Origin of the sequence: Nitrospina watsonii (assembly GCF_946900835.1) — a bacterium.
In the GTDB taxonomy this organism is placed as follows: Bacteria; Nitrospinota; Nitrospinia; order Nitrospinales; family Nitrospinaceae; genus Nitrospina; species Nitrospina watsonii.
Genome location: NZ_OX336137.1, coordinates 2,139,695 through 2,161,910 on the forward strand (window position 1 = coordinate 2,139,695; position 22,216 = coordinate 2,161,910).

The following is a 22,216-nucleotide window of genomic DNA, read 5'->3' on the forward strand; positions in this document are numbered from 1 at the left end:
TGAAATCGAATTCAAAGCGTACATGGAGTGTTCAATGAAACGAGTCATCCCCCTTTTCATCCTGATTGCCACCCTGGTTGCCGCACCCGCCTGGGCCGACGCCCCGAAAATCGCCGGACAGTACAAGGTCATCGGCGATCTCAACAACCTGAAAAACGCCAAGCAAATCGAACTGATCGAGTTCTTCAACTATTCCTGCGGGCATTGCTACAATTTCCTGAAGGCCTCCAAACGCCTGCACGAAAAATTCAAGGGCAAGCTGCTACATAAAAAACAACCCATCTACTGGGGCCAGCAGACTCCGTATCCGGCAATGGCGTATTACATTTCTGACGAGCAGGGGGTGGAGGAAAAATTCACGCAGACTTTGTTTGACACCAATTTTCAGTTGGAAGTGAACATTTTTCAGCCGCGCGTCATCAGCATGCTGTCCAAGGATTTCGGCATTCAGGACGCCATGACCGAGGGCATGCAGTCGCCGCGCATCCGCAACAAGGTTCAGGAATCCCTACAACGGGCCAAACAGTACGACGTGCAGGAAACCCCGACCCTCATCATCAACGACACTTTGAAGGTCACGCCCAGCCTGACCGGCGGCGATGTCGAAAAGATGACCGACAACCTGATCGTGATCTTCGAATCCTTGTTGAACCAGTGAGCCTTTTATGAAAACCGGCACATCGATGTGGAAACGAAAACGGACATGGGTGGGTGTCCTGGGCGCACTGGCCCTCAGCCTGACGCTGGTGGCGCCGTGGAATCCGGCGCCGGTGTCCCCCTCCCTGACCGCGGTCGCGCACGCCGGATTTTTCGACGACGATCTGGAAACGTTTGAGGAAGTGCTGGACCTGGTGGCGGGCAACTACGTGTACGCTCCCGACTACAAGACCCTGTTCGAAGCCGGCATCCAGGGCATGCTCGCCCGCGTGCCGGAGAACACGCTGACCGTCTCGGATGTGTATTCCGGGAAGGTCCTGATGAAAAACGACAAGCGCCTGAGTTACCGCCTCAACTTCAACCGGAATGAAAACATGGGGGCGCTGCGCTCGGTTTATAATTTTCTGGCCGAGCAGTACAAAGGCGAACTCAAGAAAAAAGACATCGAGCAGGCGGCCATCGTCGGCATGATGAGTTCGCTCGACCCCTACTCGCTGTACATGGACCAGGGCGAGTTCGAACGGTCGATGCGCGACACCGAGGGCCAGTACGGCGGCGTCGGCATGGTCATCACCATGCAGGACCTCAAGCTGACCGTGGTCCGCACCCTCAAAAATTCCCCGGCGGAGCGCGTCGGCATCCTGCCCCAAGACATCATCGCCCGTGTGGACGGCCAGGTGGTCCAGGGCATGCAGATCAATGAACTCGCCGAACGCCTGCGCGGTTACCCCAACACCAAGGTGCAGATGGAAGTGTACCGGCCTTCCACGGACACCGCACAGCAGTTCACACTGACCCGCGAAATCATTTCCATCGAAACCGTGGAATACAAAAACATGGGCGATGGCGTCGGCTATTTCTCCATCCACAGTTTCTCGAAACAGACCAACGACCAGTTGCAGGAAATGTTGAAACGGGCGCTCGATGAAGGCGTCAACGCCTTCATCATGGACCTGCGCAACAATCCCGGCGGCCTGCTCAGCCAGTCGGTGAAAGTGGCCAGCCACTTCCTGAACAAGGGCGAATTGATCGTGTACACGCGCGGCCGCGACCGCAGCGACATGCAGACGTACCAGGCGCTGTATAAAAACACGTTGACGCACCTGCCGCTGGTGGTGCTGCTCAACCGCAACAGCGCCAGCGCCTCGGAGATCGTGGCGGGCTCATTGAAAGATTCCGGCAAGGCTTTGATCCTCGGCGAAAACTCGTACGGCAAGGGATCGGTGCAGACCATTTTCCGCATGAGCGATGGCTCCGGCCTGCGCCTGACCACCTCCAAGTACTACACGCCGTCGGGCATCGACATCAATCAGCACGGCATCACGCCGGAAATCATTGTCGAAAAGGATCTGCCGGAGAAAGAATCCGTGACACGGGAACCGAAAGGCCGCACGCCCGAACCGTCCGAAGACACCCGCAACCTGGCGACACGCCTGAAGGAAACCGAAGTCATTGACTATCTCAAGGAAAAAGGCTATACCATCACGGACAAGACCGACCCTCTCGTTGAGTTCGCCAAACTGGTGATTCGCGACACCCGGCATCCCTCCAAAAGCCATGCCCTGGCCAAAGCGAGGGAGCTGGCCAATGACATTCATTACTGAAATTAAAAATTCTGCATCAACGTGTTTGTTCCAGGGAGTGATCGAGGATGAACATCATCGATATCGATTTTGAAAAAGGCACCGTGCAAAGCGATTTCAAGGTGTGGAACATTGTGTCCAACGACAACAATCAGTACCTCCTCCTGCAACGGGAAGAGAACGGCCGCTACCACGTGGCCGAAGCCGATGTGAAAAAGAAGCACCTCTGGGAAGTCAAGGAGATCAATTACCGCGACCCCGAGGGCGGCAGCTTCGTCTTCGACGAAGACTCCGGCATCACCCACATCGCCTGAATCGCCGATTCAGCACACACCCGGTCCCTACCGGGCCGGGCATGATTTTCATGACTGCATCTTGAGGAAGGCCCGTGGCGCGACGTTGCGCCGTGGTGAGGGAAGGACGCTTTCGAGTTGAAGGGGCTCAGCCCGGATTGATCGCCGTTCAACGGCCTCAGCCGCCGCTCAACGCCTGCACGATGTCGAGGGCGTCGGTGGGTTGCAGCGGGCGTTCCAGATCGAACTCCTGCTCGCCGTTGACAAAAAACCGGATGTGCGGACGCATCCGGTCCTGCTCGTCCACAATCCGGAACCGGATGCCGGGGAATTGCCGGTCGAGGTCGGCCAGCACTTCGGCAAGGGTGCCGCCGGTGGCCTCGACCACTTCTTTCTGCGTGTACGAGCGGAGCGGACTGGGAATCAAAACTCTCATCGTGATCGCCTCCACTTTCGAGAGAGCATTTAAACTATCTGAATTTAAGAACCAAAACATAGATTCTTCGCTAACGCTCAGAATGACAATTCAGACAAAAGCGTGTCATTCTGAGGAGCCGCAGGCGACGAAGAATCTATGGTTTCATTCTTAAAAAACTCATGTAAAGCTCTCCTTTAGAATCGAAGCAGACTATCCTCGCCCTTCCTTAAAGCTCCGCCACTTCCACCGAATAAATTTCCGGCAGGTGGCGCGCCATGCAGGTCCACTTTTTGCCTTCATCGCGGCTCACCCACAATTCGCCACTGGTGGTGCCGAAATACAGACCCACCGGATCCTGCCGGTCTCCGGTCATGGCCTGCCGCTTCACCGTCCACCACGCCTGGCTTTCCGGCAGCCCGGCATCGAGGCGTTTCCAGGTGCTGCCGCCGTTCTTGGTGACGTAGGCGCAGGGCTTGCCTTCAATGGTCGTGCGCGGCCACACACTGCCGCCGTCCATCGGGAACACCCACGCCGTGTTGTCATCACGCGGATGCACCACCATGGGGAAACCGATGTCGCCGACCTTCTTCGGCATTTTTTTGCCGATGCGTTGCCACGTGTTGGACGGGCGGTCGAGGCGATAGATGCCGCAATGGTTTTGTTGATAGAGCCGGTCCGGATTGCTGGGACAGAGGCGCACGCAGTGCGGGTCGTGGAACATGGGGTCGCTTTGATCGAATCCCTCCACCACATCCATCCCGTCCACCAGCGGTTTCCAGGTTTCACCGCCGTCCACCGATTCGTGCACGCCGCCGCCCGACATGGCGAAATAAAAATGATCCGGGTCGCGCGGATCGATGAGGATGGAGTGCAGTTTGGGTCCGTCGGGAGTGCCGTCCTGCACGCTTCCCATCCACCGCAAAAACTGCGGGTCGTCATTGATGCTGGAAAACGGTGCCCAGGTGTTGCCCGCGTCGTCCGAGCGGAACAGCCCCTGCGGCGAGGTGCCCGCGTACCACACGCCCGGCTGGCTGTGCAACCCCGGCGTCAGCCAGAAGGTGTGATCGACCGATCGACCGTTTTCCGATTTGGCAAAGGCGGGCGGTTTCTTCGCTTCCTGCCAGGTCCGGCCCAGGTTGGTCGAGCGGAACAGCGTCGGCCCCAGATGCCCGGTGCAGGCCGCCGCCAGCAACGTCTTGCCATCGCGCGGGTCGAGCACGAGGTGATTGATGATCTGCCCCAGAAAATGCGGGCCGTCGATGCGCCAGTTCTTTCTTTTACTGTCGCCGTGGAACAGCCACGCGCCTTTGCGCGTCCCCACCAGCACCACCATGCGACGCGTGGACACGGAACGGGAGGCGGGTTGTTTACGAGCCTTCGATTTTTTGGAAGTACGGGGAGTTGCCTTGTTCGCGGTGCGTGCCATCAACCGGTCTCCTCAAAAAGGTACGGCCAAGGGAAAAGTTGGACCGCATTATACGCAAAGAATCATGGCATCCGGATAATAATTTTACGGATACCCGAATATATTGAATTGCGCAGGCATACCGGCCTCGTCCCGGCCAGAGAAATCCGCCGCCTCCCCAATTTCCATTTAACATTGCGTTGCCCTGATTTCAAGGCTGCCGGTTCCGGGACTAAAACAGTTTCAGCGTTTTCAGGTGAGCCAGTTTTTTCTGGAGGGTGTCTTTGGTGGTGTCGGCGAGAAAGTTCCCACGCAGATCGAGCTTTTTCAGCTTGGGAAAATTTTTGGATTCGGCAAAGGCGAGCGCGCCCTGATCGCGAATCTCGTTGAAGCTCAATCCCAGCTCTTGCAGCTGGGGCATGTTTTCGGAAGCAGCCAGCGCCTTGGCTCCCTTGTCCAGCAGGTAGTTGTGGCGCAGTTCCAGTTCGCGCAGGTTGACGAGCGCCGGAGAGGCGGCCATCACGGCGGCGCCTCTTTCAGAGATCTCATTGTAGCGCAGGTCGAGGTCGGTGACTTTCTTCAGGAAATCTTTTTCCAGCAACAGGGCCAGTCCCTTGTCGCCGATTTTCTTGCCGTTGAGCCTCAGCTTTTTGCCGCCACGGGACAGACCCTCCTTGAACACCTTGTCGTAATCGATTTCACCCTGGGAAAACACGTCATCGCGGTCAAAGAACTGGGCCTGCGTGACCGGGCTGAATCCAAGAACCAGGCATACCGCTATCAGTAGCACCCGTCGCCAAGGTTTCATGCTGTGCTCCTTTTTTCAGTCGTCGTCCTCTTCGTCCTCATCCTCATCGTCGTCAAATGCGAAATCGGAAAGGTCGTCCACATGGAGATGGCACAACCGGGTGCGGCAGCGCGCGCTCTTGAGCGCCTCGATACCTTCCTTGCGGATCCGGTTGGCCGTGATGAACAGGTGCGTGACCTTCGTCAACGTCTCCGACTCGGCGATGGCGATGGCCCCGTCGTCTTCGATCAGGTTGCCGTAAAGCCCCAGCTTTTTGAGCTTGATCAGATGGGGCGAGGTGGCGATGGCCTTGACGCCGTCGTCGCTGATGACGTTGCCGTACAGCTCCAGCTCACGCAGGTTTTTGAAATGTTCGCAATCGGCGAGCACCTTCGCGCCTTCGTCGCTGATGTCGTTGTTGGGCAGGCGCAATGTGCGCAGCTTGCCGCGCTGCAACTGGTTGGAACCCACCAACTGCTCGCAGCCTTTGTCGCCGATATGATAATTGCTGAGGTCCAGCGTGCGTTTGTCCGGACTCAGAAACTGTTTGATCAGATATTCGATGCTTGCCAAGGATGACTTCCTTTCTGGACGTACCGCAAAGATCCCTAACGCTTAAAACGGTCCCAAGTATAGCACAAGTCCGGGCCCGCCACCCGGCCTCCCCTTTACACAGTAAGGTAACGCAACAGGAACAGGGTGGCGATCACGTACATGATCCAGTGCACCTGCCGCGCCTTGCCCACAAGAACTTTGATGACGGGATACAGGATGAATCCCAGCGCCATGCCGTCGGCAATGCTGTAGGTCAACGGCATGCCGATCAGGATGAGGAACGCCGGCAGGGCCTCGTCCCATTCCTGCCATTGGATGCGTGTGACGTTCGCCGCCATCATGGCGCCGACGATGATCAGCACCGGCGCGGTGATGGGATAGAGGATGGTGTCGTGATCGACGGCGTAGCCGCCACCGAACATTTTGGCCAGCGGCGCGAGGAACAGGGCGAGCAGGAACATCAGCGCCGTCACCACACTGGCCAAACCGGTGCGCCCGCCTTCGGCGACGCCGGCGGCGCTTTCGATGTAGCAGGTCACCGTGGTCGTGCCCAGCACCGACCCCGCCGTGGTCGCCACCGAGTCCGGCCACAAGGCACGGTAGGCGCGCGGCAGCCGGCCGTCTTTCAAAAAACCGCCCTGATGGCCAATACCGACCAGCGTGCCCGCGGTGTCGAACAGGTCCACAAACAAAAACACCCCCGCCACCGTCAGCAAACCCAGGTCCAGCGCACCCAGGATATCGAGCTGCAACAAGGTCGGCGTGATATCCGGCGGCAGCGCCACCACGCCGTGAAACTGGACGAGACCGAACGGCATGCCCGCCAGCGCCATCGTCACCATGCCGATCAGGATGGCGCCTTTGATCTTACGTTGCAGCAGCACCCCGATCAGGCCGACGCCGGCGATGGTGAACAGGGCCGGCAATGAGTTCAATGGCGCCAGCTGCACCAGCGTGCTGCGATCGCCCATCACGATGCCGCCCTGCACAAACCCGATGAAGGCGATGAACAAGCCGATGCCGACGGAAATGCCGACCTTGATGTCGTTGGGCAGGCTGTTGACGATGACTTCGCGGAACCGGCACACGGTGAGCAGGATCAGCCCGATGCCGGACAGGAACACCGCACCCAGCGCAATTTGCCAGGGGATGCCCTGCCCCAGCACCACACTGTAAGTGAAATAAAAATTGATGCCCATGCCGGGGGCCAGCGCGATCGGGTAATTGGCGTAGAGGCCCATGATGAGGCAACCCAGCGCCGCCGCCAGGCAGGTGGCGGTCATCACCGCGCCGAAGTCCATGCCCGCCTGCGCCATCACCGCCGGTTGCACGAAGATGATGTAGGACGCGGTCATGAAAGTGACCAGCCCGGCGCGCATCTCGGTGAGCGGCGTGCTGCCTTGTTCCCGCACGCGAAAAAACCGGTCCAGAAATGCGAGGACGGAGGTCATGCCACCCTGCTCCGGCTTCTGCGGGAGGCAGCCACGCGTGTTGAAAACCGTGCGGCCTGGGGATGCCGTTGGGATCGAATCACCGCGACCGTCCGTTCAAAAACTTTTTTTCGACCAGCGCCACTTCGTCGTCGCGGTTGTGGACCTGGCCGTTGATGCGCGCGTCGCGCAAGGCCTTGAACACGGTTTGGAACACCGGGCCGGGACGGATGCCCATCTCGATCAGATCGTCGCCGGTGAGCGACAGCGCCGCCGACGGATTGTACTGCGTGAAATACATCAGCACATGCTTGTTGATGCGGTCGTCGCCAGACACCGCCATCACCAGCAGAAGCGCTTCCGTGGACAACCCGGCGAACAGGTTATAAATATCACTGGGCTCGCACTTGCGTTTGCGCCTCAGGGTTTTGAGCACCGACTCGCAATTGCCGATATCTTCTTTCACGCGCTTTTTGATTTTGGCGGGCAGGCTGAGGCGGTGGGCGACCTGATTGAGGTCGGCGGCCTTCAGTCCGTACAGCATTCCCAGAAAATACATGAAGCCCGCATCCGGGTTCTCCACCAGCTTGATGACGTTCGACAACGTAAAAATTTCCTCGATGCGTTCCAGCACCTGCATATTCCGGAGGTTCTTCATCAGACGCGGATGGATGGTCTGCAACAGGCCCAGTTCCTTCATGCGCTGGAAACACCGGATCGGTGTCTTCTCTTCCAGCATGTGCATCAACTCGTTGTACAGGCGCGTGCCGCTCAGCTTGTCCACCAGTTTTTTATCGACAGCACGCTTGAGGAACGATTCCGTCTGCTTGCCGATGTGGAATCCCAGCCGCTGTTCAAAACGCACGGCGCGGAAGGCGCGGCAGGGGTCCTCGACGAAACTCAGGTTGTGCAGCACCCGCACCACGCCGTCCTTGAGATCACGCTGGCCGTTGAAATAGTCGATCAGCGTGAACGCATCCTTGCCATTGAGCTTGATGGCCAGCGCGTTGAAGGTGAAATCGCGGCGGAACAGGTCGGACTTGATCGAACTCATCTCCACCGTCGGCAATGCCGCCGGGTGCTGGTAATACTCCATGCGCGCCGTCGCCACATCGATCTTGGAACCGTCGGGAAACAGCACCACCGAGGTGCCGAATTTTTCATGCCCCACGACGCGCCCGTTGTATTCCTTGCCCAGCTTGCGGGCGAACTGAATGCCGTTGCCCTCGACCACGATGTCGAGGTCGAGGTTCTCGATGCGCAGGAGCAGGTCGCGCACAAACCCGCCGACCACATACACGGACAGGCCCGTTTCGTCCGCCAGCCGCGACACATTGTCCAGCAACGTCAGCATCGTTTTGGGCAGGCGTTCCTTCATCAGGCTTTTGACATTCTTGACCAGCAGGTCGTTCTTGTCGAGCAACGGCGCGTAGGGCTCCGCCGCATAGCGCCCCATGTCCTGGTGCAACAGGCGCAGCAGGTCGCCACGGCTGACGATGCCGACCAGATGTCCGGTTTTGGGATGCACCACCGGCACCAGTTTTTGTTTGGCCTCGATGATGCTGGGCACGATGGTTTTAAAATAGGCATCGGGCGTGGTCACCGAAAATTCGTGCGCCATGAAATCCTCGACCCGTTCCTTCGCCAGTTTGTGGTGGATGGCTTTTTCCACCACCTGCCGCGTGACCAGCCCCACCGGTTTTTTATTCGCCAGCACCGGCAGGGTGTTGAGGTTGAAACGGGTCATGACATTTTCGACTTCGGCGATGGTGTTTTTGTTCTGCACGGAAACCACCGGCGCATGCATGACGTGCTGGATGCGGTTGAGCGGTTCGACCTTTTCGTTGAGCACCGCGATCAGTTTTTCCCGCGCCTGGATGGGCGTCAGATCGCGGGTGCTGGCGGACGCGGCGTTGGTGTGACCGCCGCCGCCCAACTCGCTGAGCACCCGGCCCACGTTCACTTCCTCCGTGCGGCTGCGGCCGATCACATAGACCCGGTGGTCGAGGCACACCAGACCGAACACCGCCTTGAGATTTTCCAGTTCCATCATGCGCGACACCACCACGGCCAGGTCGCCGACATAGTAATCCACCGTGGCCTGCGCCAGCGCGATCTCGACGCCGTTGAAGTTGTGCACCTCCAGGCTCACAATCAGTTCCTTCATCACGTCGCGTTGTTCCTGATTGAGCCGCGTCTCGGCGAAATCCGCAACGATATTGAGGTCGGCGCCCTGAGCCACCATGCGCCCCACCGCGTAAAAATCTTCCGGCGTGGTCGAGCTCGACATCAGAGAATGCGTGTCCTGATAAATACCCAGCACCACCAGCGTGCTTTCCAGCGCCGACAGCGTGATGCCGCGCTCGGCGAGTTCTTCACACAGGACGGTGGCGGCCGATCCACGCGGGCGCACAACGGCCTGATCCGCACGCAGGGGCTGATCCACATCCATGTGGTGGTCGTAAACGTGGACTTCGACATTTTTGTTATTCAAAAGGGATTTGAATACGCCGATGCGTTCCGCGTCCTGCGTATCCACGACAATCAGGCGCGTGACTTTCGTGAGGTCCACGTCTTTGGCGCGGGTGAACTGAAAGGGGTTGCCGAAGGCGTGCAGGTACTCCTGGACGGACTTCTCCATGGAGGAGGAAAACGCCATGTGCGCGTCGGGGTACAACTTCTGGGTGGCAACCATCGCCGCCACACAGTCGAAGTCCGCACTGATATGTGTGGTGATGATTTCCATGAGGCGGCCGTGACCGAATACAAAAAGAGCCTGCGACAGGCCCGGGGTTCCGTCAATTTTCAGGTTTCACTATAACATGAAACTGGAACGGACGGTCCTGCTGCAGCGCGCAGACCTTGTTGTCGCAGATGCGGTAGGTGAGGACGCCCTGCACCGCGTGCATGCCCGCGGCGAGGTGTTCGGGAACCGACAGCGTGCGGGTGAACTCGACGCGGTGGCTGTGGACCTTGACCGGCCGCCCCAGCGCCTCGTCCTGCTTCAGGGTCGGGGGCGACTCCGCCCAGGCGCCCAGCGCCGTGAACGGACTCTCGGTGATCTCGATGCGGGTGGCGAGCGTGGGGTCGTCCGCTCCGGCTTCCATCGAATAAAAATGCCAGCCTTTTTGCGGCGTGGCCACCACATAAATTTTAAAGGTATCGCCGGGACGCACGGTTTCGGTTTCCGGCATGGCGTGGACTTCGATCTGGAGCTGCTCGGCGCGGCTCTTCAGATACTCTTCCACCGGCTGGAACCCGCACAGCCCCAGCGCGCTCAGCACGAGCGTGAATGGCAGCCAACGCCGGGACCGTGCAACGGTGAAGGCATCACTTTTCATATAAGGTTTGCGTGAGCGCATAGAGAACTTTCGGGGTCGCCGTCCACCCGTGCGGGCAAATCAGTCTTTTGAAAGCTCGATGTATTTTTCGATGGTCTGAACGAACTGCTCGCTGGATACGGCGCCGGAGAACATTTCCCCGTGAATGGTGGATTCGGCAAAATTGTAGGTGCCGATGATGAACGTCGGGGTGCCCTGAATGCCGATTTCAATGCCCTGCCGAAAATCCTTCTGCACGCGATCCCGGAACCGGCCTTCCTGCAGGCAGGTTTTGAAATCGGACATGTTGGCGACGCCGATGTCACGCGCGGTCTTGAAATGCGTCTCCGGATTTTTGAATGCCTGCGGGTCGTTGTAAACCCGCATCTGATATTCCCAGAAACGGCCCTGATCGCGGGCGCACTCCACCGCCTCGGCGATGGCGAAGGCTTCCTTATGCAGGGGGAAATGCCGGTAGCCGAACTGCACCCGGTCGCCATAACGCTGGCGCAACAGGTTGAGGGTGGTCTGCACTTTTTTGCAGAACGGGCACAGGTAGTCCGAGTACTCCATGAGGAACACTTTGCGCGGGTCCTGTGAGTCCGGCTTGAACCACAGCATGGCCGTACCGATGCCCGCCACCAGCTTGAAGTCGTTGGGCGCCTTGAAATAATCCGTCACCCATCCCTTGTCCACCGCGAACTGATAGCGTTCTTCCAGTTCCTTGAGATACGCATCCCGTCTGAGCTTCTCGACATAGTTGCGGATCATGTTCTGCACCGCCGCCGAGTTGACGCCTTCCATATCTTCCAGGCCCATCTCTTCCTGATACATGCGGAAGATGTCTTCGCGGTTGATGCGCGGTGCGCGGATTTCGAGGATTTCGGGGTGTTCGTCCTGCAACAGTTCGATGGCCCGTTGTTTGAGGAGGATGCTCTGCATGCTGTGCAGGCGTTGCATCATGTCCTGAATCTGGGGATTTTTCAGATCGTCGAGGCGGACGTCCTGTTCCCCCACCACCGCCACGCGCGGGTTGTTGTGGAACGTGGGAACGTCCGGAACGGCATCGGCCGCCCAAAGAGCGGGAGCCCCCAACAGGATCAACAGCCAGGAAAGAACGAGAAGGAACGAGTTTTTTGAAGAAGGGCCCATATCACTTTCTACTTCGAGTACAGGGGAAGCGGTGGCATTGGAAAGCATGTCATCTATAACGCGTGCTTCCATCTACACTTCATTATCCAACATTCGGGAGAGCAATCGCAAATCGATTGTCGCATCCTTTTTTTGCCGCCGATAAAAAGAAAACAGGGGCCGAAGCCCCTGTTTCATATTTCTTTCACCGGGTGTGAATGCGTTCAACTGGCTTTCAAGGATTCTTCAGGATTCATGAACTTGTGGCAGTTTTCAGCCAGGCTGAGAAACGCTTTGGTGACTTTGGAATCCGGTTTGGCCAGCACAATGGGATCGCCGTTGTCGGAGCGTTCCGCCACTTCGGCATCCAGAGGAATGCTTCCCAGGTAAGGCAGGACGAGTTCTTCCGCCAGCTTTTGACCGCCGCCGCGTCGGAACACATCCACCTCGCCTTCGCAGTGCGGACACACGAGGGTGCTCATGTTCTCGATGATGCCGACGATGGGCACGTTGCTGTCGCGCGCGAAAGAGATCATCTTGCGGGCGTCGAGCAGCGCCAGGTCCTGCGGTGTCGTCACCACCACGCATCCGTCCACCTGACCGATGAAATCGATGATGGTGATCTGCTCGTTGCCGGTGCCCGGAGGCAGATCGATCAGCAGGTAATCCAGTTCACCCCAGTTGATGTTGCCCAGCAGTTCGATGATGAAGTCGTACTTGACCGCATCGCGCCAGGCGATGTGCATGTTGGGGTCTTCAATCAGAAACCCGAGCGACGCCACCTTGAGGCCGTTCTTGGTTTCGTAAGGCGAAATGCCGTCATCCTGCGCACGCAGGCGCACGCTTTCGGCATTGATCAGTTTCGGGATATTGGGTCCGTGCAGGTCCGCATCAGCCAGCCCTACCTTAAATCCTTTTTCGGCCAGCGCGATGGCGAGGTTGGTGGTCACCGTGCTCTTGCCCACACCGCCCTTGTTGCTGCCGACGATGACCTTGTGTTTGATCGCGTTCATGCGGTCATTGACCAGCCATCGATTGTGCTCGTTGTGGTCCGCCTTACAATCGTTGTCGTTGTTGTATTCACACATTTCACAGGTGTGAAGCAGGCGGCACTCTCCGGTTACAGGTAATTCCATTCAAACCTCCCAAACGTATGAACAAGCAGGGGCCAGGCCCCCGGCGCTGAAAACGTCTCAAAACATTGAATTATGCTGGAAGTATATAATCTTTTTGGATTCAGGAAAAGGGTTAAAACCGGCGTCTCGTAGGAATTTGCGACGCGGAAACGACGATTTTCCTAGTATAATTTCAGCGGCTCTGGAAAATATTCCGAAACCAATTGCGTTTGATCTGATCTAAATGCAGACAAAAGGGTTGGCTATTCAACCCTGGAAAATTCCCGTTACCGGGGGTTTGCCGGCTCCACATCACTCTTTTGGTTTTTCGTTTGCCGAAATTTCGGTCGCATGGATTCCCCTCACAATGCCTGGCCGTTCTGGCCGGTTGCGACGGAACGAATCCATGAACCACAATCACCAATAGACTTCGTAGAAAAAAGGAGAGGACTACATGAACAAGTTGTTTTTCAAATTGCATGTCATTTTTCTGAGCCTGCTGGTCGTGACGGCAGGGTCCGCCCTGGCCGGCACCCGCGCCATCGCCATCAGCGAACCGGCCAACGGCGCCACCCTTCAGAACCCGGTGAAGGTTTGCCTGGTCGCGCACAACGTCACGGTTGAGCCTGCCAAGAAAGGCGTCAACGACGGCAAAGGGCATCACCACATTCTGGTGGACGCCGACCTGCCGAAAGATCTGAGCCAGCCGATCGGCAAGGACGCGCAGCACATCCACATGGGTGACGGATCCACCTGCAAGGAAATCCGGCTGGAGCCGGGCATGCACGTCATTCGCGGCTTGTTCGCACAAGGCAACCATGTTCCGTACAATCCTCCGATCACGGCAACGGTGATCGTCAACGTCCAGTAACACCCCGCCCCATGCCCGTTGCCCTCCAACGAGGATGCGGCGCATGGGGCGTTTTGTTTCTCCCCCGCCGCTCTTGAAATCGGTTGTAATCGCCGCGCCCAGCCGATACAATTTATTCATACAATTTTGATTTTCAACCCTTTGCTGAGGCTCCCACCGCCGCGCGAATGCGGTCGGCCAATTCCCTATGCATTTCCTTCCCCGGTCTTTCAAACCACTGGTGGCGATCGTTCTCGTTACGTTGCTTGGTTTCGGCGGCGTCACCGTTGTTTCCGCCTACGAGGCCAACCGCAACGCCGTCGTCATGCTGATTGCGAAAGACGCGCAGGGCGAAACCCTGGCTACCGGCACCGGTTTCATCGTCCGTCCCGACGGCACCTTGATCACCAACTACCATGTGCTGATCGATGCGGTGAGCATGAATGCGGTGTTTCCCGATGGCACGCAGATCGGCGTGATGGGCATCCTGAACACGGACCGGGCGCGCGACGTGGCGGTCCTCAAGCTGGAAGGGGATCTGTATTCCACCCTGGAGTTGGGCGATTCCACCAGCCTGCAGGCATTCGATTACCTGAGTGCGCTGGGCTATCCTTCGCACGCAGTGGAGATGGTGGAGGAAGGGTTGCGTGGCGTGCTGGTGCAGACTTACGGCTTTGTGCTCGGCGTGCATCCGCAGGCGATTCCCGACTACCCGTTCATTTACGCCACCACCCCGTTCGAACCCGGATTCAGTGGCGGCCCGGTGATGAACATGGATAATCAGGTCGTCGGGGTGGCCACTCTCGAAGGCCGTGCCTTGAACCTGGCGGTACCGATCCAATACGTCACGCCGTACCTGAACACCACAAAACTGCTGAGTTTTGAGGAACTGCGCAAACGGGACCGGAACGCCAAGGAAGTGTTTTATTACCGGGGCAACTCCACCTTGTATGGCCTGGGCGACACGCAGGCGGCCATCGAGCTGTTTGGGAAAACGCTGAGGATCGATCCCAATTTCGTGCCGGCGCGTTACGACCTCGCCGTGGCCTACCGCGGGCTGGGGCAGGCGGAAGACGCCATTGCCGAATACGAAAAAGCGTTGCAGCTCAACCCGCGTTTTCCGGAAGCGTTGTCCAACCTGGGCGGCCAGTATTTCCGCCAAGGCGACGTGGACAAGGCCATCGAGCAGTTCAAGCAAGCCATCGCCATCTATCCCAATTTCATTCAGGCGCTGTCCAATCTGGGCGCGGCGCTCAACAAGCAGCAACAGTTCGACCAGTCCGTGCCCTACCTCAAGCGGGCGTTGTCGCTGGACCCGGAATTCGGCGTCGCCTACTTCAACCTTGGCAATGCCTACCACGGGCTCGGCAAATCGCAGGAAGCCATCGAGGCCTACCACACCGCCGTCAACATGGGCGTCGATTTTCTATCCCTGCACTGGAACCTGCATGACATCCATTCCAAACAGGGTGATCGGGAACAGGCCTTGCGCGAATTACGCATCATCCTGCAACTCGACCCTCAAAACGAAGACGCCCGCCGCAAGCTGGAAGCCCTCGACTCCCGGCCCTGATCGCCATCCCGGTTCACACCCGCTTCAAGGTTTCCACCACCACTTCAAACACGCCCAGCAGACTGTCCGGCGAACATTTGTCCAGCGTGTCTTCCAGCGTGTGCCAATAGGGGTAATCGAAATCGATCAGCAGCACCGAAGGGATTTTCAGGTAAATGAAAGGCAGGTGGTCGTCGCGCACCGAATAGCGCAACATGGGCACGAACTGGGTGTTGCCCAGATCCTCCGCCACTTTATAGATGGTGTCGAGAAACCCCGGCGCATTGCGGAACGAGTAGACTTCCTTGAAAATCTTGACGTCCTTTTTGCCGACCATGTCCACCACCAGCACGCGCGCGGGCCAGGTGGACGGATCTTCTTGCTTCAACTGCTCGGCGTAATAACTCGATCCCAGAAAGTATTCGTCCGATCCACGGCGGCCGTAATCCTCGCCATCAAAGAACACCAGTTTCACCGGGCGTTCGGGCGGGTTCTCATGCAGATACTGCGCCATTCCCAATAAAATGGCCGTGCCGGAGCCGCCGTCGTTGGCGCCGACGATGGGTTGTTCCTGTTTTTCCGGATCGGTTTCCTCGTCGGCGAAAGGCCGTGTGTCGTAATGCGCGCCCAGGAGGATCGGCGGTGAGTCGTCGCTGCCGCCGGTGTGACCGGTGCGACCGGTTCCTTTGAAGGTGAGTTCGTAATTATAAAGAGGCAACTCGCCGGCATAACCGACGCGGGCGACAAAAGCCTGCTCCTTCCACGAATCGGCGTAGCGTTCGGCGATGTCCCGGATGTAGGCACGCGTTTGGGCGTGGCCCGCGCTGCCGGGATACCGCGGACCCATCGCGCACAGGGCTTCGAGATGCTTCCACAACAGGGCGCGGTAGCCCTGCGTGGGATCAGGTTCTCCCGCCAGTTGTCCCGGCATGAACGCCGTCATCAGCAGTAACACTCCCCATCCCCAACCACGCATTCGACGCAAAACAGCCACCTCATTTCAGGAGGGATCGGAAGGAACGGGTTGGGAGGTGCCCCAACGGTTTTCCAGATAATCCCGCAGGATTTCCGCATGGTCGAACGCCAGCGTCTGCGGCAATCGATCGCGGGGAAACAGGGCGCAGTCGCGGGCATCGTCGGCGGCTCTCGGCTCGCCTTCGGCGCGGGCCACGAACACCGTGGAGATGCAATGCATGCGCGGATCGCGATCCGGCCTGGAATAGCTGTGAAACTGACCCAGCAACGTCACCTCCAACTGCGTTTCCTCGCGGGCTTCGCGTACCGCCGCGGTTTCCAGCGATTCCCCATAATCAACGAATCCACCGGGCAGAGCCCAGCCGGACGGGGGGTTTTTGCGCTCGATCAGCACAATACCCCGGTCCCCGACCTCAATGATGAGGTCCACCGCCACCGCAGGATTCTTATAACTCATTGAAACTGGCTTGAATATAAAGTAACCCGGAAAACCGGGGTTCGTTTCGGCATACCCGATCCAACGTTTGCCGGAGGGTTCCAACCTTGACAAGCCTTTATAATACAGATATCTTGAATCAACAAAAGGGTTTTCTGAGATCGAGCCCAAAAAAGCCCTTAAGTTTATTCACAGGATACCGATAATTAAGTTGCGGGGCGAATCATGCAGGACAAAGGCCCCCAACTCAAAACGATCAAATCAAAGGTTATCGTATGGAAATCCAGGGCGACGATTTCAAAATCCGCAACAAGGTTTCTCCTGACAAGGTGAAGGCACCCAGCGCCAAGGGCAACCCGGCAGATCCGTCTGCCACTTCGACCTCCCGGGCAGCCAGTGGCGGCGGGGAACAGATTGCGCTGTCCGCCAAGGCCCAGATCATCCAGAAAGGGCTGGATGTGGCCAAGGCCTCGCCGGACGTGCGGACCGAGAAGATCAACCGCATCAAGTCGCAGGTGGAAGATGGGACCTTCCATGTGGACAGCGATGTGCTGGCCGAGAGCATTTTGAAGGAAATCCTGAGTGAGTCGCAGTTTCTGGAATAAAACCCGAACGTCTGAACACCGTCATCGTTGGCCCGGCCTCGCCCGCCGGGCTTTTTTTATTCAGACCCCGCTTCCCCTTAAAAATGCAACAGGCCGCTTTTTTTCATGATCTTCCTCTTGCCGTCCCTTGCAGGGTGTGATAGGCTTCCTTTTTCATTTTAACGGTTTGATGGCAGGAGAGTTTGATGTCAAAGCGATGCGAAATTTGTGACAAGGGGCCGCTGGTCGGCAATAACGTCAGCCACGCCAACAACAAGACCCGGCGCCGGTGGATCCCCAACCTGAAGAAGCTGCGCGTGGTGTACAAAGGCGCAGTCAAGACGATGAAGGTGTGCACCCGTTGCCTGAAGGCCGGGAAAGTGGTGAAAGTTCCGGTCACCCCGAGAACGGCACAGACGGCGAAAGCTTCGGGCTAATTGACCGGCACCGACCCGTCCGTCGATTTCCCTTTCCCGATTTCCCCCACCTTGCGTTTTTTATCCGGACCCTTTTTCTTGAATTCCTTGACGCGTTCGGCGTGAATCACGCCCTTCGTCTGGCGCAACGCCTCCAGAACTTTCTTGAGGTGGCTCAAGTCGAAGATTTCGACGTCGAGTTCGAAGTGCGCCCGTTTGAGCGATGCCTGCTGCACGTTGGCGCGGGTGATGTTGACGTCGAATGATGCCAGCAGGCTGCTGATCGTTGCCAACAGGCCCGGCTCATCTTCACCGACGATGGCCAGCGGCGTTTGAAACGGCGTCCGGTGCACCGTATCCCATTCCACCTCGATCATGCGTTCGGTCTCATTGGTCAACGCCTCCACGCTCGGGCACTCGGTATGGTGCACGGAGATGCCGCGCCCGCGCGTGATGTAACCGGTGATCGGGTCCCCCGGCACCGGGTTGCAGCATTTGCCGATGCGCATCATCATCTGGTCGCCGAAATTTTTGACCTTGATGCCGACTTCCCGTTCCTTCGCCTCCGGTTTGCGCGCCACCTTGATGGCCGTGGATTTCTTGCGGTAATCCTCCAGCGTTTCCTTGGGCAACAGTTTTTCCACCACCTGGTGAGCCGGCAGTTTGCCGAAACCGATGGCGGTGAACAGGCTGTCGAGCGAGTTGTAGCCGCAGGCATGGGCGGCCTCATCGATCATTTTTCCTTTCAATAAATCCGCGGGCAGAACGCCATATTTGCGGATTTCCGCCTCCAGAATTTCGCGGCCCAATTCCAGGCTCTGCTGGCGTTCGCGACTGTTGATGAAATTGGAAATCTTGTTGCGCGCCTTCGACGTTTTGACAAAGGACAGCCAGTCGCGGCTGGGGTGGCGTTGCTGCGAGGTGAGAATCTCCACCCGGTCGCCGTTCTTCAATTTGTAACGCAGCGGCACCATCTTGCCGTTCACCTTCGCGCCCAGGCAATGGTTGCCGATGTCGGTGTGCACCTGGTAGGCGAAATCCACCGGCGTGGCCCCGCGCGGCACGGCGATGACGTCCCCCTCCGGCGTGAACACGTACACTTCCTGAAAAAACAGATCCACCTTGAAGGCGCTCAAAAAGTCCTTCGGGTTTTTGATTTCCTGCTGGTCTTCGAGCAACCGCCGCACCCAGCTCAGGTGATCGTCCGCGTTTTTGGAAAGGCCGCCGCCGTCCTTGTACTGCCAGTGCGCGGCGATGCCCTCTTCCGCGACCCGGTGCATGTCGCGCGTGCGGATCTGCACCTCCACCCGCTGTCCGTTGGGACCGTTGACCGTGGTGTGCAGCGACTGGTACATGTTCGGCTTGGGCATGGCGATGTAGTCCTTGAACTTGCCGGGGATCGGCCGCCACAACGAATGCACCAGACCGAGGATCGCGTAACAGTCCTTCACGCTTTCACAAATCACGCGCACGCCGATGAGATCGTACACGTCCTCCAGATCGATCTGCTGGTTCACCATCTTTTTGTAGATGCTGTAATAATGTTTGGACCGGCCGGTCACCGTGCCCGTCAATTCCACCGCCTTCAATTCCTTTTCCAGCAGGGTGTACACGCTTTTCACCAGATCGTCGCGCTCGCCCTGGCCCTGGTGCATGCGGTTGACGATGGCCTCGTACTCATCCGGGTGCAGGTATTTGAAGGACCCGTCTTCCAACTCCGCCTTCAACCAACCGATGCCCAGCCGGTTGGCCAGCGCCGCGTAAATGTCCAGCGTTTCGCGGGCGATGCGCTGCTGGCGCGAAGGGTCCAGCGAACCCAGCGTCCGCAGGTTGTGAGCGCGGTCGGCGAGCTTGATCATGACGACGCGGATGTCCCGGGCCATCGCCAGGATCATCTTGCGGTAATTTTCAGCCTGCTTTTCCTCGCGGCTGGAGAATTCGATCTCGCCGATCTTGGTCACCCCGTCCACCAGTCCGTAGATTTCGTCGCCGAACAGTTCGCGGATTTCGTCGTTGGTGGCGAGGGTGTCTTCGATGGTGTCGTGCAGGAGTCCGGCGGCGACGGTGCGTTCGTCCATCTTCAACCGCGTCAGGTTGTAGGCCACCTCCACGGGGTGAGACAGGTAGGCTTCGCCCGAACGGCGGCTTTGCCCGCGGTGGGCCTTGGCCGAATACAGGTACGCATCCAGGATGATGTCCACGTTGGCCGAAGGATGGTAGGCCAGAACGGATTCTGTGATTTCGCTGAGTTTACGCATATCGGATGGCGGCAGCCCCGCCGAGCGGCCCTGAAAAGAGCTTAAAACAACTGCCTTTACACTTATTTAAGATACTTCCAGCCCGGATTGCAGTCAATTATCATTTAATAAGTTCCGCTTCCTTATTGTAGGATACGAGCCTGAGTGAACGATTCCGTCTGAACTCCACACCTTAAAACGCATCATGACATCCCAGAAACCCGCCACCCCGAAACCTTCGTTGGCCGACTCCCTGCAATACGTCAAGGGGGTCGGGCCCAAACGGGCCCTGCTCCTGGAAAAGCTGGGCCTCTCCACCGTCGAAGAGGGGCTGGCGCTGTTGCCGCACCGTTTCGAGGACCGCAGCCGCGTGCAGCCCATCGGCAAGGTGACGGACGACGAGTACGTCACCTTCCGCGCCACCGTGCTCAATGCGGGCACCCTGCGTCTCGGGCGGCGGCGCAAGGTGTTCGAGGTGATTTTCGAAGACGACACCGGAACGCTGCGCGGCAAATGGTTCCAGTTCAAGGAATCCTATATGAAGGAACGCTTCGCCCTCGGCCGCCACTGCATCGTGTCGGGCAAGCCGCGTCCCAACACCTACCTCGGCGCGGGACTGGAGATCATCCATCCCGACGTCGAGTTCACAGAGGCCGACGCCCCGGCGACGCTGGAGATGGGGCGCATCGTGCCGGTGTACCCGGCCACCGAAGGTCTGCATCAGAAATCGCTGCGCACCATCATGAAACACCTGGTCGATCTGTACGCGCCGCTGCTCGAAGAATTTTTGCCCGCCGATGTCATGCAGCGCAACGATCTTGTGCCACGTGTGAACGCCTATCAGGACGCGCACTTCCCGCCGCCGGGCAGCTCCGCCGACCTGCTGCACAAGTTCCGCACGCCGCAACAACTACGCCTCATTTTTGAAGAACTGTTCCTCATCCAGGTGGGCCTTGCCTTCAAACGCAAACACGCCTACCGGGAGCAACCCGGTCGCACCCTGAAGACGCGGGGTGACCTGATCCGCCGCTTCGTCAAACTGCTGCAATTCGAATACACCGGCGCGCAGAAACGGGTGCTGGGCGAGATCATGGACGACCTCGAACAGGCGCGGCCCATGCACCGGCTTTTGCACGGCGATGTCGGCAGCGGCAAGACGCTGGTGGCGCTGACCACACTGCTCACCGCCGTGGACAACAACTTGCAGGGGGCGATGATGGCGCCGACGGAACTGCTCGCCGAACAGCATTACCTGAACCTGCTCCCCTATTGCGAACACCTCGGCGTGAAACTGGACCTCATCACCAGCGCCCTGCCCTCGGCGGAGAAAAAAGCGGTGCAGCAACGCATCCGCGACGGAGAGACGCAGATCGCCGTCGGCACCCACGCCCTCATCCAGAAAGACGTCGGCTTCCAGGACCTCGGGCTGGTGGTGATCGACGAGCAACACCGCTTCGGCGTGCTGCAACGCGAGGCCATCGGCAAGAAAGGCCTGTCCCCGCACGTGCTCATCATGACCGCCACGCCGATCCCGCGTTCGCTGGCGCTCACCTTGTACGGCGACATGGATGTGTCGATCCTGGACGAGATGCCGCCGGGCCGCCAACCCATCGCCACGCACAGCTACGACGCCAAAAAACGCGACGCCGCCTACCAAATGGTTTATGAAGAAATCCAGCGCGGCCGCCAGGCCTATGTCGTGTGCCCGTTGATCGAGGAATCGGAAACCCTCGACCTCAAAACCGCGCAGGAAGTGCACACCGATCTCGTCGCCCGCTTCCCGGATCTGACCATCCGCCTCATTCACGGCAAGCTGAAAAAAGAAGAGCGGCAGGCCATCATGACCGAATTCAATCGAGGCGGCGTGGACATCCTTGTCGCCACCACGGTGATCGAGGTCGGCATCGATGTGCCCAACGCCACGCTCATGCTGATCGAACACGCCGAGCGCTTCGGCCTCGCGCAACTGCACCAGTTGCGGGGACGCGTCGGGCGCGGTGCCCACGCCTCGCAATGCCTGCTCATCGCCTACCCGCCGTTGTCGGACGATGCCGCAGCACGCATCGAAGCCATGCTGAAATCGGGCGACGGTTTCGTCATCGCCGAACAGGATTTGAAAATCCGCGGCCCCGGCGATTTTCTGGGCACGCGCCAGGCGGGCATGCCGACCCTGCGTTTCGCCGATCTGGTGCGCGACCTCAAACTCATCGTCAGCACGCGCAAGGAAGCCTTCGCCCTGATCGACCGCGACCCCTGGCTGAAAGAACCGAATCACCAGCCGCTGCGCGACACCCTGCACCGCACCCTGGGTGACCGGCTGGACCTGCTGAATATCCTGTAACAGCAACGCAGACCTCATCGCGGCCATCAGGGGCCCTCGCCCAAGGTCCTGCAAAAGGAAAAGGCCTTACACCCCCATCAGGTGTAAGGCCTTTATGCCCCATGTTATTTCCTTAAAGACGGACTGGTGTT

20 protein-coding genes are annotated in these 22,216 nt (G+C 58.5%); 8 read left to right on the forward strand and 12 right to left on the reverse strand.

The genetic code is table 11. The annotated features are described in order from the left end of the window. Window positions 1–34: 34 nt before the first annotated feature. The 3 genes from QML71_RS09895 to QML71_RS09905 are packed head-to-tail and all read left to right on the forward strand — an operon-like array spanning window position 35 to window position 2,554. A complete protein-coding gene (locus QML71_RS09895; RefSeq protein WP_282011758.1) occupies window positions 35–658 on the forward strand; it encodes a DsbA family protein in 624 nt (207 codons plus the stop codon). Between the two features lie 7 nt (window positions 659–665). Beyond that, a complete protein-coding gene (locus tag QML71_RS09900) occupies window positions 666–2,261 on the forward strand; it encodes a S41 family peptidase (RefSeq protein WP_282011759.1) in 1,596 nt (531 codons plus the stop codon). 47 nt (window positions 2,262–2,308) lie between these two features. Beyond that, the gene (locus QML71_RS09905; RefSeq protein ID WP_282011760.1) at window positions 2,309–2,554 is read left to right on the forward strand and encodes a hypothetical protein; all 246 of its coding nucleotides are present in this window, start codon (window positions 2,309–2,311) and stop codon (window positions 2,552–2,554) included. A gap of 157 nt (window positions 2,555–2,711) precedes the next feature. Here the strand turns inward: QML71_RS09905 and QML71_RS09910 are convergent, their stop codons facing one another. From QML71_RS09910 to QML71_RS09950, 9 genes are all read right to left on the reverse strand, one after another. Continuing rightward, window positions 2,712–2,969 (reverse strand): MoaD/ThiS family protein, encoded by a 258-nt coding sequence (locus tag QML71_RS09910; RefSeq protein WP_282011761.1) that lies wholly within the window; start codon window positions 2,967–2,969, stop codon window positions 2,712–2,714. Window positions 2,970–3,177: 208 nt separating this feature from the next. Next, entirely contained in the window at window positions 3,178–4,377 is a 1,200-nt protein-coding gene (locus QML71_RS09915; protein WP_282011762.1) for a WD40/YVTN/BNR-like repeat-containing protein, read from the reverse strand. 211 nt (window positions 4,378–4,588) lie between these two features. Continuing rightward, window positions 4,589–5,164, reverse strand: coding sequence for a leucine-rich repeat domain-containing protein (locus QML71_RS09920; protein WP_282011763.1), 576 nt, complete (start codon window positions 5,162–5,164; stop codon window positions 4,589–4,591). A gap of 15 nt (window positions 5,165–5,179) precedes the next feature. Next, window positions 5,180–5,716: a leucine-rich repeat domain-containing protein gene (locus QML71_RS09925; RefSeq protein ID WP_282011764.1), complete on the reverse strand. Its 537-nt coding sequence runs from the start codon at window positions 5,714–5,716 to the stop codon at window positions 5,180–5,182. 95 nt (window positions 5,717–5,811) lie between these two features. Then, window positions 5,812–7,149, reverse strand: coding sequence for an NCS2 family permease (locus QML71_RS09930; RefSeq protein WP_282011765.1), 1,338 nt, complete (start codon window positions 7,147–7,149; stop codon window positions 5,812–5,814). A 79-nt stretch (window positions 7,150–7,228) separates the two neighbouring features. Further along, entirely contained in the window at window positions 7,229–9,874 is a 2,646-nt protein-coding gene (locus tag QML71_RS09935; RefSeq protein WP_282011766.1) for a CBS domain-containing protein, read from the reverse strand. Window positions 9,875–9,926: 52 nt separating this feature from the next. Next, window positions 9,927–10,469: a protein-disulfide reductase DsbD domain-containing protein gene (locus tag QML71_RS09940; RefSeq protein ID WP_282011767.1), complete on the reverse strand. Its 543-nt coding sequence runs from the start codon at window positions 10,467–10,469 to the stop codon at window positions 9,927–9,929. Between the two features lie 60 nt (window positions 10,470–10,529). Continuing rightward, window positions 10,530–11,672: a DsbA family protein gene (locus tag QML71_RS09945; RefSeq protein WP_282011768.1), complete on the reverse strand. Its 1,143-nt coding sequence runs from the start codon at window positions 11,670–11,672 to the stop codon at window positions 10,530–10,532. 131 nt (window positions 11,673–11,803) lie between these two features. Beyond that, window positions 11,804–12,715 carry an Mrp/NBP35 family ATP-binding protein gene (locus QML71_RS09950; RefSeq protein WP_282011769.1) on the reverse strand — a complete coding sequence of 304 codons (912 nt, stop codon included), beginning with the start codon at window positions 12,713–12,715 and terminating at the stop codon, window positions 11,804–11,806. Between the two features lie 433 nt (window positions 12,716–13,148). On the opposite strand from QML71_RS09950, the gene QML71_RS09955 reads away from it, so the two are divergent. Next, window positions 13,149–13,565, forward strand: a complete 417-nt coding sequence (locus QML71_RS09955; protein WP_282011770.1) for a DUF4399 domain-containing protein — start codon at window positions 13,149–13,151, stop codon at window positions 13,563–13,565. 187 nt (window positions 13,566–13,752) lie between these two features. After that, complete coding sequence (locus tag QML71_RS09960; RefSeq protein ID WP_282011771.1) at window positions 13,753–15,117, forward strand: serine protease; 1,365 nt, start codon at window positions 13,753–13,755, stop codon at window positions 15,115–15,117. A gap of 13 nt (window positions 15,118–15,130) precedes the next feature. Here QML71_RS09960 and QML71_RS09965 read toward each other — a convergent pair whose 3' ends face one another. Then, complete coding sequence (locus tag QML71_RS09965; protein WP_282011772.1) at window positions 15,131–16,051, reverse strand: M28 family peptidase; 921 nt, start codon at window positions 16,049–16,051, stop codon at window positions 15,131–15,133. A gap of 45 nt (window positions 16,052–16,096) precedes the next feature. Further along, window positions 16,097–16,528, reverse strand: coding sequence for an NUDIX domain-containing protein (locus tag QML71_RS09970; protein ID WP_282011773.1), 432 nt, complete (start codon window positions 16,526–16,528; stop codon window positions 16,097–16,099). A 254-nt stretch (window positions 16,529–16,782) separates the two neighbouring features. Here QML71_RS09970 and flgM point away from each other — a divergent pair, with 254 nt between their 5' ends. Both flgM and rpmB read left to right on the forward strand, forming a co-directional pair. Then, on the forward strand, window positions 16,783–17,112 hold the full coding sequence (gene flgM / locus QML71_RS09975; protein WP_282011774.1) for a flagellar biosynthesis anti-sigma factor FlgM: 330 nt from the start codon (window positions 16,783–16,785) through the stop codon (window positions 17,110–17,112). Between the two features lie 185 nt (window positions 17,113–17,297). Then, complete coding sequence (gene rpmB, locus QML71_RS09980; protein WP_282011775.1) at window positions 17,298–17,528, forward strand: 50S ribosomal protein L28; 231 nt, start codon at window positions 17,298–17,300, stop codon at window positions 17,526–17,528. Here the strand turns inward: rpmB and QML71_RS09985 are convergent. Then, complete coding sequence (locus tag QML71_RS09985; protein WP_282011776.1) at window positions 17,525–19,765, reverse strand: RelA/SpoT family protein; 2,241 nt, start codon at window positions 19,763–19,765, stop codon at window positions 17,525–17,527. The genes rpmB and QML71_RS09985 overlap by 4 nt on opposite strands. 184 nt (window positions 19,766–19,949) lie before the next feature. On the opposite strand from QML71_RS09985, the gene recG reads away from it, so the two are divergent. Continuing rightward, on the forward strand, window positions 19,950–22,085 hold the full coding sequence (gene recG, locus QML71_RS09990) for an ATP-dependent DNA helicase RecG (RefSeq protein ID WP_282011777.1): 2,136 nt from the start codon (window positions 19,950–19,952) through the stop codon (window positions 22,083–22,085). Window positions 22,086–22,216 lie beyond the last annotated feature (131 nt).

What these genes read in the sequence shown, in the direction of transcription:
- QML71_RS09895 (WP_282011758.1), top strand. Translation starts at nt 35, where the DNA reads ATGAAACGAGTCATCCCCCTTTTCATCCTGATTGCCACCCTGGTTGCC.
- QML71_RS09900 (WP_282011759.1), top strand. Translation starts at nt 666, where the DNA reads ATGAAAACCGGCACATCGATGTGGAAACGAAAACGGACATGGGTGGGT.
- QML71_RS09905 (WP_282011760.1), top strand. Translation starts at nt 2,309, where the DNA reads ATGAACATCATCGATATCGATTTTGAAAAAGGCACCGTGCAAAGCGAT.
- QML71_RS09910 (WP_282011761.1), bottom strand. Translation starts at nt 2,969, where the DNA reads ATGAGAGTTTTGATTCCCAGTCCGCTCCGCTCGTACACGCAGAAAGAA.
- QML71_RS09915 (WP_282011762.1), bottom strand. Translation starts at nt 4,377, where the DNA reads ATGGCACGCACCGCGAACAAGGCAACTCCCCGTACTTCCAAAAAATCG.
- QML71_RS09920 (WP_282011763.1), bottom strand. Translation starts at nt 5,164, where the DNA reads ATGAAACCTTGGCGACGGGTGCTACTGATAGCGGTATGCCTGGTTCTT.
- QML71_RS09930 (WP_282011765.1), bottom strand. Translation starts at nt 7,149, where the DNA reads ATGACCTCCGTCCTCGCATTTCTGGACCGGTTTTTTCGCGTGCGGGAA.
- QML71_RS09935 (WP_282011766.1), bottom strand. Translation starts at nt 9,874, where the DNA reads ATGGAAATCATCACCACACATATCAGTGCGGACTTCGACTGTGTGGCG.
- QML71_RS09940 (WP_282011767.1), bottom strand. Translation starts at nt 10,469, where the DNA reads ATGAAAAGTGATGCCTTCACCGTTGCACGGTCCCGGCGTTGGCTGCCA.
- QML71_RS09945 (WP_282011768.1), bottom strand. Translation starts at nt 11,672, where the DNA reads ATGGAAGCACGCGTTATAGATGACATGCTTTCCAATGCCACCGCTTCC.
- QML71_RS09950 (WP_282011769.1), bottom strand. Translation starts at nt 12,715, where the DNA reads ATGGAATTACCTGTAACCGGAGAGTGCCGCCTGCTTCACACCTGTGAA.
- QML71_RS09955 (WP_282011770.1), top strand. Translation starts at nt 13,149, where the DNA reads ATGAACAAGTTGTTTTTCAAATTGCATGTCATTTTTCTGAGCCTGCTG.
- QML71_RS09960 (WP_282011771.1), top strand. Translation starts at nt 13,753, where the DNA reads ATGCATTTCCTTCCCCGGTCTTTCAAACCACTGGTGGCGATCGTTCTC.
- QML71_RS09970 (WP_282011773.1), bottom strand. Translation starts at nt 16,528, where the DNA reads ATGAGTTATAAGAATCCTGCGGTGGCGGTGGACCTCATCATTGAGGTC.
- flgM (WP_282011774.1), top strand. Translation starts at nt 16,783, where the DNA reads ATGGAAATCCAGGGCGACGATTTCAAAATCCGCAACAAGGTTTCTCCT.
- rpmB (WP_282011775.1), top strand. Translation starts at nt 17,298, where the DNA reads ATGTCAAAGCGATGCGAAATTTGTGACAAGGGGCCGCTGGTCGGCAAT.
- QML71_RS09985 (WP_282011776.1), bottom strand. Translation starts at nt 19,765, where the DNA reads ATGCGTAAACTCAGCGAAATCACAGAATCCGTTCTGGCCTACCATCCT.
- recG (WP_282011777.1), top strand. Translation starts at nt 19,950, where the DNA reads ATGACATCCCAGAAACCCGCCACCCCGAAACCTTCGTTGGCCGACTCC.